At 43.4% G+C, this 14,576-nt stretch carries 13 protein-coding genes; 1 reads left to right on the forward strand and 12 read right to left on the reverse strand.

From position 1 onward, the window contains the following. Positions 1–63 precede the first annotated feature (63 nt). From RGE70_RS07495 to hisG, 9 genes are all read right to left on the reverse strand, one after another. A complete protein-coding gene (locus tag RGE70_RS07495) occupies positions 64–1,167 on the reverse strand; it encodes a phosphoribosylaminoimidazolesuccinocarboxamide synthase (RefSeq protein ID WP_310470866.1) in 1,104 nt (367 codons plus the stop codon). Positions 1,168–1,583: 416 nt separating this feature from the next. Further along, the gene (hisIE, locus tag RGE70_RS07500) at positions 1,584–2,225 is read right to left on the reverse strand and encodes a bifunctional phosphoribosyl-AMP cyclohydrolase/phosphoribosyl-ATP diphosphatase HisIE (protein WP_310470867.1); all 642 of its coding nucleotides are present in this window, start codon (positions 2,223–2,225) and stop codon (positions 1,584–1,586) included. Between the two features lie 95 nt (positions 2,226–2,320). After that, positions 2,321–3,094, reverse strand: coding sequence for an imidazole glycerol phosphate synthase subunit HisF (gene hisF / locus RGE70_RS07505; protein WP_310470868.1), 774 nt, complete (start codon positions 3,092–3,094; stop codon positions 2,321–2,323). Then, positions 3,076–3,813 (reverse strand): 1-(5-phosphoribosyl)-5-[(5-phosphoribosylamino)methylideneamino]imidazole-4-carboxamide isomerase, encoded by a 738-nt coding sequence (hisA, locus tag RGE70_RS07510; RefSeq protein ID WP_310470869.1) that lies wholly within the window; start codon positions 3,811–3,813, stop codon positions 3,076–3,078. Before hisA ends, hisF begins: the two co-directional genes overlap by 19 nt. Further along, positions 3,810–4,514, reverse strand: coding sequence for an imidazole glycerol phosphate synthase subunit HisH (hisH, locus tag RGE70_RS07515; RefSeq protein ID WP_310470871.1), 705 nt, complete (start codon positions 4,512–4,514; stop codon positions 3,810–3,812). Before hisH ends, hisA begins: the two co-directional genes overlap by 4 nt. Further along, a complete protein-coding gene (hisB, locus tag RGE70_RS07520; protein ID WP_310470872.1) occupies positions 4,511–5,590 on the reverse strand; it encodes a bifunctional histidinol-phosphatase/imidazoleglycerol-phosphate dehydratase HisB in 1,080 nt (359 codons plus the stop codon). The genes hisH and hisB overlap by 4 nt, the downstream gene beginning before the upstream one ends. A 75-nt stretch (positions 5,591–5,665) precedes the next feature. Next, positions 5,666–6,730, reverse strand: a complete 1,065-nt coding sequence (gene hisC / locus RGE70_RS07525; RefSeq protein WP_310470873.1) for a histidinol-phosphate transaminase — start codon at positions 6,728–6,730, stop codon at positions 5,666–5,668. Beyond that, the gene (gene hisD / locus RGE70_RS07530) at positions 6,730–8,037 is read right to left on the reverse strand and encodes a histidinol dehydrogenase (RefSeq protein ID WP_310470874.1); all 1,308 of its coding nucleotides are present in this window, start codon (positions 8,035–8,037) and stop codon (positions 6,730–6,732) included. Before hisD ends, hisC begins: the two co-directional genes overlap by 1 nt. A 4-nt stretch (positions 8,038–8,041) precedes the next feature. Then, entirely contained in the window at positions 8,042–8,941 is a 900-nt protein-coding gene (gene hisG, locus RGE70_RS07535; protein WP_310470875.1) for an ATP phosphoribosyltransferase, read from the reverse strand. Between the two features lie 687 nt (positions 8,942–9,628). Between hisG and yoaA the strand changes: the two genes are divergently transcribed. Then, positions 9,629–11,554, forward strand: coding sequence for a DNA repair helicase YoaA (gene yoaA / locus RGE70_RS07540; protein ID WP_310470876.1), 1,926 nt, complete (start codon positions 9,629–9,631; stop codon positions 11,552–11,554). A 353-nt stretch (positions 11,555–11,907) separates the two neighbouring features. Here yoaA and RGE70_RS07545 read toward each other — a convergent pair whose 3' ends face one another. The 3 genes from RGE70_RS07545 to RGE70_RS07555 form a co-directional block, all read right to left on the reverse strand. Next, the gene (locus RGE70_RS07545) at positions 11,908–12,228 is read right to left on the reverse strand and encodes a YdbL family probable chaperone protein (RefSeq protein ID WP_310470877.1); all 321 of its coding nucleotides are present in this window, start codon (positions 12,226–12,228) and stop codon (positions 11,908–11,910) included. Positions 12,229–12,252: 24 nt separating this feature from the next. Then, the gene (locus tag RGE70_RS07550; RefSeq protein ID WP_310472944.1) at positions 12,253–12,393 is read right to left on the reverse strand and encodes a YnbE family lipoprotein; all 141 of its coding nucleotides are present in this window, start codon (positions 12,391–12,393) and stop codon (positions 12,253–12,255) included. A 157-nt stretch (positions 12,394–12,550) separates the two neighbouring features. After that, entirely contained in the window at positions 12,551–14,572 is a 2,022-nt protein-coding gene (locus RGE70_RS07555; RefSeq protein WP_310472945.1) for an intermembrane phospholipid transport YdbH family protein, read from the reverse strand. Positions 14,573–14,576 lie beyond the last annotated feature (4 nt).

Genomic DNA, 14,576 nt, shown 5'->3' on the forward strand with positions numbered 1-14,576 from the left:
CCATTAAAAAGCCGCAATTAATATTGCGGCTTTTTGTTACGCTTAAGGTTGTGTCGTCAAAAACTAAACAATGAGTTGATAATCATTGCGCAGTACATCAATAATCTCTTGTTTAGGGTTTTCGCTAATGTGGAGCTTTTCGCCAATCACTTTTTCAGCAATACCAATATAGGTGTTAGAGATATCCATCATGACCGATTGCGGTAATTGGTTGTTTTTAGCGAGTGCAAAGCGCTCGTCCATACGACTTTTATTAAGCAAAATATCAGGATCAGGGAAGTTGTTAAGCAGCCATTGCCTAAAGCCTTCTTTTGATTGCTCAATTATTTTGCCATCACGATGCGATTTACCGTCCCAAATACGTGAGCTATCAGGAGTACCGACTTCATCCATATAAATGAGTTTCTCGTTACCTGCTGCATCATTGACGTAGCCAAACTCAAATTTAGTATCAACAAAAATCTGATCATGCTCTGCTAATGCATCGCTAATGACATCAAAGCCCTCTGAGAGCAATTTCTCGTATAAATCGATATCATCAATATTGCTAAAATTAAAGCCCTTAGAATGGCGTTCAATGTCGTTACGAGAAACATTAACATCATCTGCTTCAGGCACGCCTTCAAGACCAGTTAACACCCCTTTTGTTGACGGGGTAATTAAAATCTCTGGTAGTTTTTGATCTTTTTCTAAACCTTCAGGCAGTGTGATCCCGCAAAATTCTCGCTCGCCTTTGCTATATGCACGCCACATTGAGCCAGTAATGTATTGTCGGGCAATGGCTTCAATCATGACTGGACGTGCTTTTTGTACAATCCATACCAAAGGGTGTGGAATATCAAGGATATGACTATCAGCTAACCCTTGCTCTTTGAATAGTTTGAACCAATGGTTAGATATAGCGTTGAGCGCTGTGCCTTTACCCGGCACACCATTTAAACCGTTCTCACCTTGCCAAACACAATCAAATGCCGAGATACGATCACTGATCACCATAATCGCGAGTGGCGCGTCAGCTGGTACATCATAGCCTTTGTCTTTGATTAGGCGAGCGCTGTCTTGCTCAGTTAACCAATAAACACTACGAACTTTACCTGAGTGAACAGGTTTGTCGGTACGAATGGGAAGGTTGTCATTTACGACTAAAACTTTATCTGCGAGATTCATAAGGGCACTTTTATAATTAGAAATTAATTTTAGTGTTCAAAATTATATCAGAACTTATATTGAGCAACACCATGGCAAAGGAGGTTATTTCATATTAGAAAACAGTGTTCTATATAGTAGAAAATATTTCACACTTTTGGCGATTCTCAACGTTAAGATGACTTTATCGGCTAAATGGCGCTTGATGGTTGGAATTTGTTACATCGGTATAGGAACACCATGCTTAAGTTGTTGGTTTAAGGATAGGCTCGCTATGTGAACGTTTCACCGACGTTTAAGAACTCTAGAAGAGCGAGTTACGTCCTTTTGGGTGTCAATAATATTGAGGCCGGAATTGAAGCGCTATAGTCAATTTTAACTAGGTTAGCGACGTTTTAAATAGTGTCACTAACCTTGATGTGTTTTTCTAAGCTGTTTTATTTGGCGGCGTTATGACGCTTCATTAGGTTTGCAGTGATGTCTTCGAGTGACAGAGATTGATCTTCCAGCAATACCAGTAAGTGATAGATAAGATCAGAGGCTTCATCGACTAACTCTGGTATGTCATTGGTGGCCGCAGCTAAAGCCGTTTCAAGCCCTTCTTCGCCCACTTTTTGCGCAATCCGTTTAGTCCCTCTATCGAATAAATAGGCGGTGTAGCTTGATTTCGGATCTTGCCCTTTACGGGAGGCAATTAGCGTACTGAGATTGTCAATAAATGGGTGGGCGTTACCGTCTTGCCAGCAACTTTGTGTGCCTTTATGGCAAGTCGGTCCATTTGGGACCACCTGTACTAACAAACTGTCGTTGTCACAGTCCATATCGATTGCGATTAAATCCAGCGTATTACCTGAGGTTTCGCCTTTGGTCCATAGCCTTTGCTTGCTACGGCTGAAAAAGGTAACTTGGCCACTCGTGAGTGTTTTATCTAATGCTGCATGGTCCATGTATCCGAGCATGAGGACTTTGCCAGTTAAGTGATTTTGCACCACAGCTGGAATTAAACCGTCGGTTTTAGTCCAATCAAGTTGGCTCAATAGAGCACGGTCTTGTGGTTTTTCTTGGTACAGCGATGTCATATTACATCCTTAATACGGTCAGCATTTTATTGTCAAAGCAATAATTTAATATTTTTTAGCGGTAACTCGATTGATTAAAGCCAATTGAAACTAGTCTAGATCCGCACTGCAATTTGGTTTTCACGCAAGTAGTTTTTTAACACTTGAATATCGATAATCCCTTTATGAAACACACTGGCAGCTAATGCTGCATCAACGTTGGCAAGGGCGAAGACATCTTTAAAATGCTCCATTGTGCCAGCTCCGCCTGAGGCGATAAGCGGAACATCACATATCGAGCGAACCATTGTAAGTTGTTTTATATCATAACCTTGGCGTACACCATCTTGGTTCATTACGTTCAATACAATTTCGCCACAACCTTTTTTTTGCACCTGTTCAACCCAGTCTTGGGTATACCAACGAGTGTCTTTGGTGGCCGATTCATCACCGGTAAATTGTTTAACTTTATAGCTGTCACTTGCGAGGTCATAGTAAGAGTCGATGCCGATCACAATACATTGGCGACCAAACTCATCTTGCAAGCGTTCAATAAGGCTGGGGTCGGTTAACGCTGGCGAGTTGATGGATATTTTATCAGCGCCAAAGGCTAATTTTTCACGTGCTTGTTCAATGGTTTTAATCCCGCCGGCAACACAAAAAGGAATATCAATTCGCTCTGCTACTCGGCTAACCCAAGACTTATCAATGACACGGTCATGGGCGCTGGCTGTAATATCATAAAAAACCAATTCATCGGCACCTTCTTCAGCGTATCTTGCTGCGAGTGGCACAATATCGCCGACAATTTCATGGTTACGAAATTGCACACCTTTAACGACTTTGCCTTCTTTTACATCAAGGCAGGGAACTATACGTTTGGCCAGCATTCAATTGCCTCCTTAACGGTAAACTGGTTAATCAATAAGGCTTTACCAATGATAATGCCGTTAGCGCCGCTGTTTTTGACTGCTGCAACATCGTCTAGCGTGGCAATTCCACCTGATGCTTGCCAGTTGATTTCGGGATAGCTGGTACAGATCTCTTGATAAAGCGCCGTATTGGCCCCTTTTAAAGTGCCATCGCGGCTAATGTCGGTCACTAATGCATGCTTAAGACCAACGGTTTTAAATTCTGCGACTATAGATTCGAGCGTTTTGCCGCCACCAGATTGCCAGCCCGATACAGCAACGATTTTTTCGCCTTGCTCATTGATATTGACATCTAGTGCTAAGCAGATGGCATCGCTGCCATATTTTACAAACCAGTTTTTGACTAGCTCAGGCTGTTTAACAGCTAAAGAACCAATCACCACCCGACTAACACCTATGGCTAGTAACTCACTTAGTTGCGCCTCGGTACGAATACCACCACCGACTTGAATTGGGGTTTGTAAATTTTTTGCAAGGCTTGCAATGAGTGTGGTCTGCCTTTTGGTTGGGTCTTTAGCGCCAGTTAAATCCACTATGTGAAGCAACGCTGCTCCTTGGTCTTGGTATGACTGCAGCTGTGCAAGTGGGCTTAAGTCAAAGGTAGTTTGTTGATTGTAATCACCTTGATAGAGGCGTACTACTTCGCCTGCGATAAGATCGATTGCCGGTATAATCATGATGGCACCTTTTGTTGGTTACTTTGGCTGTTAAAGGTTGATTCAGTCATCAACATAAAGTTTTTCAACATCTGCGCGCCAACGGAGGCACTTTTTTCTGGATGGAACTGCAGCCCTATAAAGTTGCCTTTGGCGATGGCGGCGCTAAATTGTTCACCATGCTTAGCAGTCGCAATAGTGTAATCACTGATTGGCGCTCGGTAACTATGGACAAAGTAGACATATGCACCATTGGCTATGCCGTTAAAAATGGGGTGACTTGACGGTGTTATTTGGTTCCAGCCCATATGAGGTAGCGGTAGGCCTTTACTGTCTAATTGTTCAATCTCGGTTGGGATTAAACCTAAGCATTGGCAATCTTGCGTGGTTGCTCCGCGCTCTTTAGATACTTGGGTCAACATTTGCATACCTAAGCAAACTCCTAATACAGGCTGAGTTAATGAGGTTATTACATCAACTAACTGCTTGTTATGCAGTGATGCCATTGCTGCGCCAGCGGTTCCTACGCCTGGTAAGATCACTCGGGTTGCGGCTTTAATCGCAGCAATATCGTCAGTGACGGATAGGCTGTCACGTTGCTCCGGCGACATTAAGCGTTCAAACGCGTAGCGTACCGAACTCAAATTAGCGCAGCCAGTATCGATTATGACTGTGGTACCGGTTAGTGCCTGGGCTTGATCTGAGTTTGTAATGTTACTCATAGCACTCCCTTACTTGATGGTAATGCATCCCCTTCAATGGCTACAGCCTGACGTAACGTGCGGCCAAGCACTTTAAACAGACTTTCGACTTTGTGGTGGTCATTATCGCCTAGGGTAGACAAGTGCAAGGTGCAGCGTAGGCCGTCGGCAAAAGATCTGAAAAAATGGGGCACCATTTCGGTGGCCATAGTGCCAACCATTTCACGGCCAAATTCGGCTGAAAATTTAATAAACGGGCGGCCCGAAAGGTCGAGTAAACACTGAGCACTGGCTTCGTCCATCGGGATAGCTTGTTCAAATGCATCGCCAAAGCGGGCAATACCGCGTTTGTCACCTAATGCCTGACGCAGTGCATCGCCAATAGCAAGCGCGGTATCTTCAACGCTATGGTGATCATCGATTTCTAGATCGCCAGCGACATTGACGTCCATTTTAAAATTACCGTGGGTTGAAATCTGCTCAAGCATATGGTCGAAAAAGCCAATACCGGTGCTAATAGTGCCTTTTGCTGCTGAGTCTAAGTCGATTGTAACCTTAATGTCGGTCTCTTTTGTGGTGCGGATGACGGTGGCGATTCGGTTTTTACTGAGTAGCTTATCGGCAATATTGTCCCAGTTCAGGTTTTGAGGGTGGTACTGCAGGCCTTCAATCCCCATGGACTCCGCTAAACCCATATCGGTATGTCTATCGCCGATAACGACTGATTGAGTAAAATCGATTTTACCCGAAGTGAGGTATTGCTTAACCAGCCCGAGCTTGGGTTTACGGCAGCTGCAATTGTCATCATTAAAGTGTGGGCAAATCAGGACATCGTCAAAAGTAACCCCTTGACTGTTTAAGATCTGCATCATCATATTTTGCGGCGCGTCAAAATCATCTTTAGGGAATGACGGGGTGCCCAGACCATCTTGATTGCTTACCATCACTAAACGAAAGCCCGCTTTTTGCAGCTTGAGTAATGCAGGGATCACATTGGGCTCAAAGACTAACTTAGCAAGCGTATCAACCTGTTTGTCTGTTACTGGCTCTTCAATAATAGTGCCGTCACGGTCGATAAAGAGAATTTTCTGTTTCATAGCAATAATACCTTTCAGGTTTCTTTTATATTGCACTGGTTTTTGGCTGGTAGGCCTAAAACCAAGTCCACATTATTATTTGTTAGTACTCGAAAACAGGCCGATTAAATAATCTGTTTGCGACTGATTTGAAAAACTAAAGCGAATGCAATTAGTTAAGCGTTTATCGTTGTAACTTCTTGCAATCACGCCTGCTTGGGTCAATTTTTGCTGCACTGCTTCTTTATTGGTAAATTTGGCAAGTACATAATTACCATGGGCTTTTATCACCGTAGCGCCATACTCATGTAACGCTTGCGCTAAACGTAACCCTTGTTTTTTCATTTCATCAACTTGTGCTTGCATGGTGGTTAACCCTGCAGGGCTGAGCGCTGCAGTCGCTAACTCGCTGACAGGCAATGGCACGGGGTAGGGCGCGATGACGCGCATACACATGTCGATAATGTCGGGGTTTGCTAATAAAAAACCACAACGTGCGCCAGCTAAAGCAAAAGCTTTAGATAATGTACGCAGCACCACTAGGTTAGGGCGAGTTTCAACTAGATCTGCTACACAATACTCAGGGCTAAATTCAATATAAGCTTCGTCAATCACTACTAGGCGCTCGGGGTTACTGTCTATTACTTTTATTAATTCAGCTTTAGGAATAACGCTACCGGTCGGATTATTAGGATTACAAATGAAAACGATTTTGCACACAGTCGCACTATTGTCGAGTTGCGTTAGGTAGTCACTGGGCAACTGAAAGTCATCGGTGAGCAGTAATGTGTTGACTGCAACATTAGCCGTTTTCGCGCTGATGGCATACATGCCGTAGGTTGGGCCAAAGGTGGCAATCGAATCTTTGGCTGGAATGCAAAAAGTCCGAATGAGTATTTCAATAGCTTCGTCTGCGCCACGCCCGGTTAGCATACAATTGCTCGGGACCCCACTGTAGCGGCTATAAGCCGATAATAGTGCAGGAGGCTGACATTCTGGATAGCGGTTAACACCAGCTAAGTCGGTATTGTTAAATGGTGATTCGTTGGCATTAATCCAAACATCACCTTGGCCACCTATGCGGCGCGCTGATTGATAGACTTGTAAGTCTAAAAGCTCCGGCCTAGCAAGGCGCTGGGCTAGATTCATCGCTGTGGTCATTATGCCTCCTTGGTCGCAGTATTAAGTGATGCCATGCGCAGTGTAACTGCATTTTTATGGGCATCGAGCTGTTCGGCTGCAGCTAACGTCATAACGGCATCAGCTAGCGATGCTAAGCCCGTTGGTGTTAACTCTTGTACAGTAAAACGGCGGCTAAAATCGGCAAGTGACAAGCTTGATACGGTTTTGCTGTAGCCATATGTGGGTAAAACATGGTTAGTACCACTGGCATAATCCCCTACAGACTCTGGCGTATAAGCGCCGAGGAAAACTGAACCAGCGGCGCGAATTTGTGGAAGGATGTCACGCGGCTGTGCAGTTTGAATAATTAAGTGTTCTGGCCCATAAAGATTTGACACCGTTGCAGCTTCTTCCATATCAGCCACGATGATAGTCCGGCTGCTATCTAGGGCTGTTTTAGCCACTTCCATACGAGACAGTTGCAGTAATTGCTGTTGTAGGGCTTGATTTACCTTGTCTGCCAGCGTGCTAGAGTCGGTGACGAGCATAACCTGTGAGTCGGGCCCATGTTCGGCTTGCGATAGTAAATCTGCAGCTACAAACTCGGCATTCGCATTGGCGTCCGCTATGACTAACACTTCAGACGGCCCAGCGGGCATATCAATACTTACGGTAGCTCGGCTGTCTTGGCTTACTGCACGCTTAGCTTCGGTAACAAAACGGTTCCCGGGCCCAAAAATTTTATCGACTTGAGGAACTGACTCCGTACCAAAGGCAAGGGCTGCAATTGCTTGCGCCCCGCCTACCTGGTAAATATCGGTAATTCCACATTCGTTGGCGGCATAAATGATTGCGTCGTTAATGGGTGGCGGGCTAACTAACACACGTTGAGCACATCCTGCAATTTTGGCTGGTAGTGCTAACATCAGCACTGTTGAGATCAACGGTGCTGTGCCGCCAGGGATATAAAGTCCGACTTTTTCAATTGGCTCCGTTCTAAGCTCACAGCGAACGCCGGGTTGAGTTTCAACGTCAATCTGAGTGGCGACTTGAGCTCGGTGAAAGGCATTAATATTGGCTTTAGCTTGTGCTATGGCTTGTTTAAGCTCGGTTGGAACCGCTGCGCAAGCTAAAGCAACTTCATCAACAGATAGCTTGAGCTGGTTAATGTTGACGTTATCAAACTGATTATTGAACCGACGTAATGCTTGATCGCCTTCATTAACAACCGCTTCGATAATAGCTGACACACTTTGCTCTAAGTTTGCATCGCCAATTAATGGCGACCTTAGTAATGCTGTTTGTTGATCTGCGGCGGTCAGTGTTTGCCAATTGAGAATGTCCATCTGCTTACCCCATCATTTTTTCGATAGGCATAACTAGAATTGAAGTCGCACCTAGTTGCGTTAGCTCTTCCATGGTGTCCCAGAATAAATCTTCGGTGCTTACAGCGTGAATCGCAACACGGTTACTATCATCATTTAGCGGTAATACGGTTGGGTTTTCTGCGCCGGGCAGTAACGCAACAATTTGCTCTAGAGTTTCAGTCGGGGCGTGTAGCAGGATGTATTTACTTTCTTTAGCGCGGACAACTGCATTGATGCGAGATAGTATTTTGTTAATGAGAGCCTGTTTATCATCGGGTTGGGTATTGGTTGATTGAATAATGCAAGCCATTGATTCATAAATTACTTCTGTCTCATATAGCCCGTTTGCTTCTAATGTTGCACCGGTGGAGACTAAATCACAGATCCCGTCAGCTAAACCCGCTCGAGGCGCAACTTCAACCGAGCCTTTAAGCATGCAGTCATTGTAAGTGATGCCTTTACTTTGCATGTAACGGCGCAAAATATTGGGGTATGAAGTTGCAATACGCAGGCCTTCAAGTGATCTCGCATCTTGGTAGCTAAACTCATTAGGTACAGCTAGCGATAAACGGCATGCACCAAAGTCTAGTTCGCGTAATTTGATGCATTCTGCTGGAGTGCCTAACGTTTGGCGTTCAATTTGTTCTTCTTCTAAAACGTTTTCACCAATAATGCCTAAATCAACCACTCCGTCCATTACTAGACCCGGAATATCGTCATCACGCACACGAAGCAAGTCAATAGGCATGTTGTCGGCATGTGCAATAAGGCGTTGTTCATTGATATTGAATTTAACCCCACAGCTTTTAAGTAGCTTGAGTGACTCTTTTGATAAACGCCCAGACTTTTGAATGGCGATTCTTAATCTAGTTGACTCTGACATGATGACTTCCCTTTAAGTTAATTCGAATTTGTAATTAATAAGCTAAAACTAAAAAACCCCTAGAATTCCTTCTAGGGGTTTTTGATATTGTTAAATCAACCGCCAGAAGGAATACGTCCTTCGGCAGTAAGCTTCCGAAGGCTACCGCATATGATGGCGATGATGGATCATGTTCGAAAGCTGGTTCATATTCTGTACTCTATATTTTTAATGGCTTGGGCCTGGAGGCGAAAATATTGGCAAACCTAACAAAGTGTTGATCTGCTGTGCATTTAAATTAACCAGCTTTGTTAACGATTGCAACCACTAATTATAATAAATGGTTAATATTTACATAATTGTGGTGATGTTAGATGCAGAGGCATTGGTGCGAGACTGTTTTAAAGAGTAAACAATTCATAACGACGATCAGAGCAGTGTTTTTGACAGTAGCGTTTAAATGCATTAATTACGTAATCCTTTTAACCATTTTAAAAGTACAGCCTTTATCAAGTTAATAGTGAGGTACTTACTCATTGAATATTCGCCATAGCTAAATTGCTGACCGTGGTCAATCAATAGCCATTAGCCAAATTATCCCCTGCAGCCGCTATACAAGCTTCTTGGGGTTCATAGCCGCTTACGTTACACTTTAGCTGTTTGAATTTTAATGGTGTTGAACTAGATGACAACTAAGTACGGTGGCGTTTGAACGATAAATTACCCCAACAAGTGGCCGCTACTTTTGCTGCCGATGGCGCGTTAGCAACCGCCATTAAAGGCTTTAATCGCCGTGACGTTCAATTACAAATGGCTGCAGCTGTGAGTGAGTCTATCGTGAGTAGCGACAATCTAGTTGTCGAGGCGGGAACGGGGGTTGGTAAAACATTTGCTTACTTGATCCCTGCGTTACTGAGCAATAAGCAAATTATTGTTAGTACTGGTAGTAAAAACTTGCAAGAGCAGCTGTTTTATAAAGATCTGCCAGCATTATTAATGATGTTAGGCATCACGGCTAAAGCGGCTTTGTTAAAGGGGCGTAATAACTACCTATGCCAGCACCTTATGGAAAAAGAGTTGTCAGGTGCCAGCTCCATGGACACACAAATTCTGGATGATTTACTCAGAATAAACCAATGGGCAGGCCAGACTCTAGATGGCGATTTGGGCGGTCTCACCTCAGTATCGGAAAATTCAGCTGCCTTACCTCTTATCAATAGTGCCAAAGAGACCTGCATTGGCCAGCGCTGCGACCATTATGATGTGTGTTTTACCCGTAAAGCACGTAATAGAGCAATGGATGCTCAAGTTATTGTGGTTAACCATCATCTATTTTTAGCCGATAGGATCATAAAAGAAACAGGCTTTGCTGAACTGTTACCCGATTCTGATGTGGTTATTTTTGACGAAGCACATTTACTACCCGATATTGCTGTTACTTACTTTGGTCAGCAATGCTCAACGCGGCAAATTGCTGAATTATTAGAAAAACTTATTGAGATCTATCAACGTGAGTTGCGTGATGCAAAGCAAATTGAGCAATTAAGTGCACGCTGCTTAACCTTTTTGAATGAATGGCAACAAGCGCTCTTTGCTGTAGGCGATACCGATTGGCGCCGAATGATAGGCAATAAAGAGTTAGCCGCTTTATCGTGGGGATTGCTAAGTGAGCTGGCGTCATTACAAGCCATGTTACAAAGTCATGTTGGGCGCAGTGATAATTTGGATGATGCACTTGAGAAACTCCAGCAACAAACTGGCAAACTAGAACTGTTTTTTTTGTGTGAGAACAATCAAGCGGCTTACAGTATCGACTATGGTCATCGATATTTAATGCTTCGTATTGCACCTATCGATGTTGCTAAAGAATGTAAAAAACTTTTCGATGCCAATGTCGCTTGGATTTTTACGTCTGCAACATTACAAATAAACCAAGACTTAAGCCTGTTTACCAAACAACTGGGCATCAATAACTGCAAACAATTGTTATTAAAAAGTCCTTTTGATTACGCCAACAACGCGTTGTTTTGTGTACCGCGACAGTTGGCTAATGTCAGTAATCATCATGCCATCGTGCCGCAATTTGTTGAGGTGTGCGTGCAGGCGATTGAAGCGGCGAAAGGGCGTACATTTATCTTGTTTACTAGCCACCGCATGCTTAACCTCGTTGCTGTTGCGTTGCAAAGGCGAGTTTCTTATCCCTTATTAGTACAAGGGCAAGCTAACAAGCAAACCTTATTAAAAAAATATCGGCAATTAGGTAATGCCGTTTTACTCGGAACCGGTGCGTTTTGGGAAGGGGTTGATGTGCGTGGTCGGCTATTAAGTTGCGTTATTATTGACAAATTGCCGTTTGTATCACCGGACGACAGCCTTTATCGGGCGCGCAGTGAAAGTATTGCTATGGAGGGGAAAGATCCGTTTACGGAGATCTCACTGCCTCAAGCCGTTATTTCACTTAATCAAGGGGTTGGGCGTTTAATACGTGATGAAAAAGACCGTGGCGTGCTGATCTTGTGTGACAATCGCATTGTAAACCGTCCGTATGGGCAAGCATTTTTAAATTCTTTACCGCCGATGGCGAGAACGCGAGATTTGACTCAAGCAGTGAGGTTTTTAGAGCAAATTAACTAAACCATGATGAGCTTTACAACGCTGTGTTCTAAGGTATGAGTAATCCTCCTCTAAGGCTCAGAGTTACTATTACGTCACTTTATTGTATAGAGCTTTGGCGGTAAGTTGTTTGATTTTTAGTCGCTTATTTCAAGTCATCTATAAAAAGCGGTTATCCACTTTTTACCCTAATTAAATCTGTCGTCGGCACGCTAGCAAGCATTCTAGGGGCTGGGCTTGTTATGTTGGTGATGTTAAAGGTTGCAATAGCTAAAACGCTCAAACCCAAAAGCCCGTTATTACGGGCTTTTGTTATTGTCGAATCAAGGCTTTTATATTGATTTTCGCAATTGAAAAAACGATAAAGTTTGGGGCTATTTTTTTACCCACTCGCCACGTGCATTTTGAATATACATGCCTTTTTTTGCGGCTTTAATCGCTTTTTCTGCGGCAAGCGTCGCGACCTCATTCACAGCTAGGCTGTTCTTTTTAGCAATTTTTTGATAGTGAGATTTACGCTTAGGGTTAATTTTTTTGACTAACATTTTTGCTTCAGAGGTCTCTTTTACAAGACCTAAGTAACCATTTGTTTGTTCACCGACATAGCCTTGTGCTTTTGCTTCTTGAAGTGAAATAGCTAAAGCATTGAAGCTAAGTAATAGGCTGGTAAATAGAACTAATATTGTAGATTTCATTGATTACTCCTTCTTATCCTTTAGTTAAAACAGCTCATCATCGGCGAGTAGTTCATCGAGCTCTTTATCCACTTTAATCTTAATTTCATGTTCAATTTTGACGTTAAGATTAATGACAATGGGTTTTTCTGGTGGTGCAATTTTAACGGTAGGACTACAGCCCATTAAGGCATAGATCGCAATGATTATGCTTAGAATCGATTTAGGGATAGTAAATATCTTCAATGCCTTATCCTTAGTTACTAATGGATTAGTGTGTTAATCATCTTAGGTTTAATGTGTTGTAGAGTAAACCCGTTTGCTCATTTAGCCTATTGACTCGCTACTGTATTGAGCTTTCAATCTGGTTTTGTAGGTTGTTCCCTATTTGTAAGCTTCTCAATAACTGTAACATGTTCTCTTCTTGAGAGTAGTTTAAGTGGGTAGGACGTTCCATGCCGCGACTATGCCCTTTAACATTAACTTTAAGCAATGCATCACCTTGTGCATCCATATCAAAATAACTCGACAGCTCAGTGTAAGTTAAATGCTCCAAAGCTGAAAAGGCAAATTCTAAATAGGGCTGGCTCAAACGCATTTGGTCAACAGCGGGGTTACCGTCAACCACAATTAGGCCTCCAGGTGCCCGTGCTGCTAATTGACCGCCTTTAATTGCCACTTTTCCTTGTTCTAAGGTGACGGGTAAAACCCCATCAAAGATCCCATCGGCACTAATACCGACCTGTGGGTAAATTGAAAGCAGCTCCTTAAGGTCAATGCGTTGTAATACAAAATAGGCTGACGACGGCTTTTTTAAGTTAAGTTGAAACTGTGGGATCAACAGCTGGCCATTGAGCAAGTCGCCATTGGCGGTCAAGTTGACAGAGGCTTTAGTGATCCCAAAGATCTCGGCAGGCAAGGCGAGATTGTGGTGTTTTGTGTCAGTAACTGTTTGATTGGCGTCGGTACTAAAAGCAATCGCCGCTTGTGCTTTGATATCGGTGATTAATATGCCGGGATTAAATGCCTGTAACGACAGGTCAATAGCCTCACAATTGAAATTGCTGGTTTCACTAATAGCTTGACGTTGCAGCCACTTAAATTGGCATTGGGTACGAATGTTGCCGCCCTCAAAGGGAAGGTTTGCAAAATGACCTGCAATGTCGGTGACATACGGCGAAAAGTTGAGTTCAAACAATGAGTCTTGTGTCTTGTTGAAGCGGTAATGCAGGTTAAGATCAGCATTGCCATTAAGCTGTAATGAGTCTGGCAGTGAGTCGCTTTGGCTTAAAAAAGCAATAATAGGCTCAAAATCGGTTTGGAATTGCCAATCACCAGTTACTTGAAATTGAGCTGGTGAATTGTTGATGGTTTGGTATTGGTGCTGACTAAATAAATTTAGACCATTGATTTGCCATGTATCATCACTGCTTAACTGGCTCGGCGAAAGGTTGAGTTGCTGGTTTAAATCGACGCGGTCTAATTTTAATAAAGTTTGCTGTATCTGAGATTGACTATAACGGCTACTTTTTTTTGTCGATTGCACCAACGCAGATTTGTCGAGTAATAGATTGTCGAGCGACCAAGCTAAGTGGTTGCGCTGCTCGCCGTTTAACCATTGCATAGCAGCTAATGCATCATACTTGTCCCCAAGTTCTATCGCAGTCGACTCACTAAGTCCAATATTTACGGAGTCTGCTTTTAATCGGTATTGAGTGTGTAATTGATCAAATTGCTGTTGTTTGGCCTGGAGGTTGGAAGCCATTACGGCTAATGCCGGCATGATGATATGGGTTTGACTATCTGACTTTCGATATTGGGCATTAGAGCTAAAAGTTAGCGCTATTTTATCGCTGGTTGCGGTAAAGCTGGTGGGTGTTTCAGCTGCCTGTTTAGCGCCATGATTTACTGCTTGATGTGATAGCGACACTCCTTGAGTTATCAACGATGCATTTGGTTGTACATCTAGGGCATAACTAGATTTATCTTGTTGGTTTAACGCGGTAAATTGCCCCTCCAATGATAATGTGGCTTTATCGACTGCTAATTGCGTCGGTAGTTTAGTTAATGTTGGCCACAAGGCATTAATGTTTAAATGTTGCCGATGGCTTGCCAGTAACTGCCAAGCAAATACTAAGCGTGAGTCAGCGGCCTGTACTGCGGTGTTAGCCGCAGGCTGAGCCGGTGAGTAGTTAAAGTTATTGATGTTAAGAGCTGCGCTGAGCTTACTGTGTTCAAGCTTGGCTGCAGCTTTAGCTAAAGACAGTTGATTATTATTTAAATGATATGTTAGTGGAGTGTTTATGCTGACGCGTAGACTTGGCGCTACCTGTGGACGCTCACCGCTATTAGCTGGTGTTAACACTTGA

This window comes from Shewanella youngdeokensis (assembly GCF_033180165.1).
GTDB classification, from domain to species: Bacteria; Pseudomonadota; Gammaproteobacteria; order Enterobacterales; family Shewanellaceae; genus Shewanella; species Shewanella youngdeokensis.

Bases quoted from the DNA above. Each gene is read 5' to 3' on its own strand.
- RGE70_RS07550 (WP_310472944.1), bottom strand. From the start codon at position 12,393: ATGGGCTGTAGTCCTACCGTTAAAATTGCACCACCAGAAAAACCCATT.
- hisH (WP_310470871.1), bottom strand. From the start codon at position 4,514: ATGAGTAACATTACAAACTCAGATCAAGCCCAGGCACTAACCGGTACC.
- hisF (WP_310470868.1), bottom strand. From the start codon at position 3,094: ATGCTGGCCAAACGTATAGTTCCCTGCCTTGATGTAAAAGAAGGCAAA.
- RGE70_RS07495 (WP_310470866.1), bottom strand. From the start codon at position 1,167: ATGAATCTCGCAGATAAAGTTTTAGTCGTAAATGACAACCTTCCCATT.
- hisA (WP_310470869.1), bottom strand. From the start codon at position 3,813: ATGATTATACCGGCAATCGATCTTATCGCAGGCGAAGTAGTACGCCTC.
- RGE70_RS07545 (WP_310470877.1), bottom strand. From the start codon at position 12,228: ATGAAATCTACAATATTAGTTCTATTTACCAGCCTATTACTTAGCTTC.
- hisC (WP_310470873.1), bottom strand. From the start codon at position 6,730: ATGACCACAGCGATGAATCTAGCCCAGCGCCTTGCTAGGCCGGAGCTT.
- hisG (WP_310470875.1), bottom strand. From the start codon at position 8,941: ATGTCAGAGTCAACTAGATTAAGAATCGCCATTCAAAAGTCTGGGCGT.
- hisB (WP_310470872.1), bottom strand. From the start codon at position 5,590: ATGAAACAGAAAATTCTCTTTATCGACCGTGACGGCACTATTATTGAA.
- hisIE (WP_310470867.1), bottom strand. From the start codon at position 2,225: ATGACATCGCTGTACCAAGAAAAACCACAAGACCGTGCTCTATTGAGC.
- hisD (WP_310470874.1), bottom strand. From the start codon at position 8,037: ATGGACATTCTCAATTGGCAAACACTGACCGCCGCAGATCAACAAACA.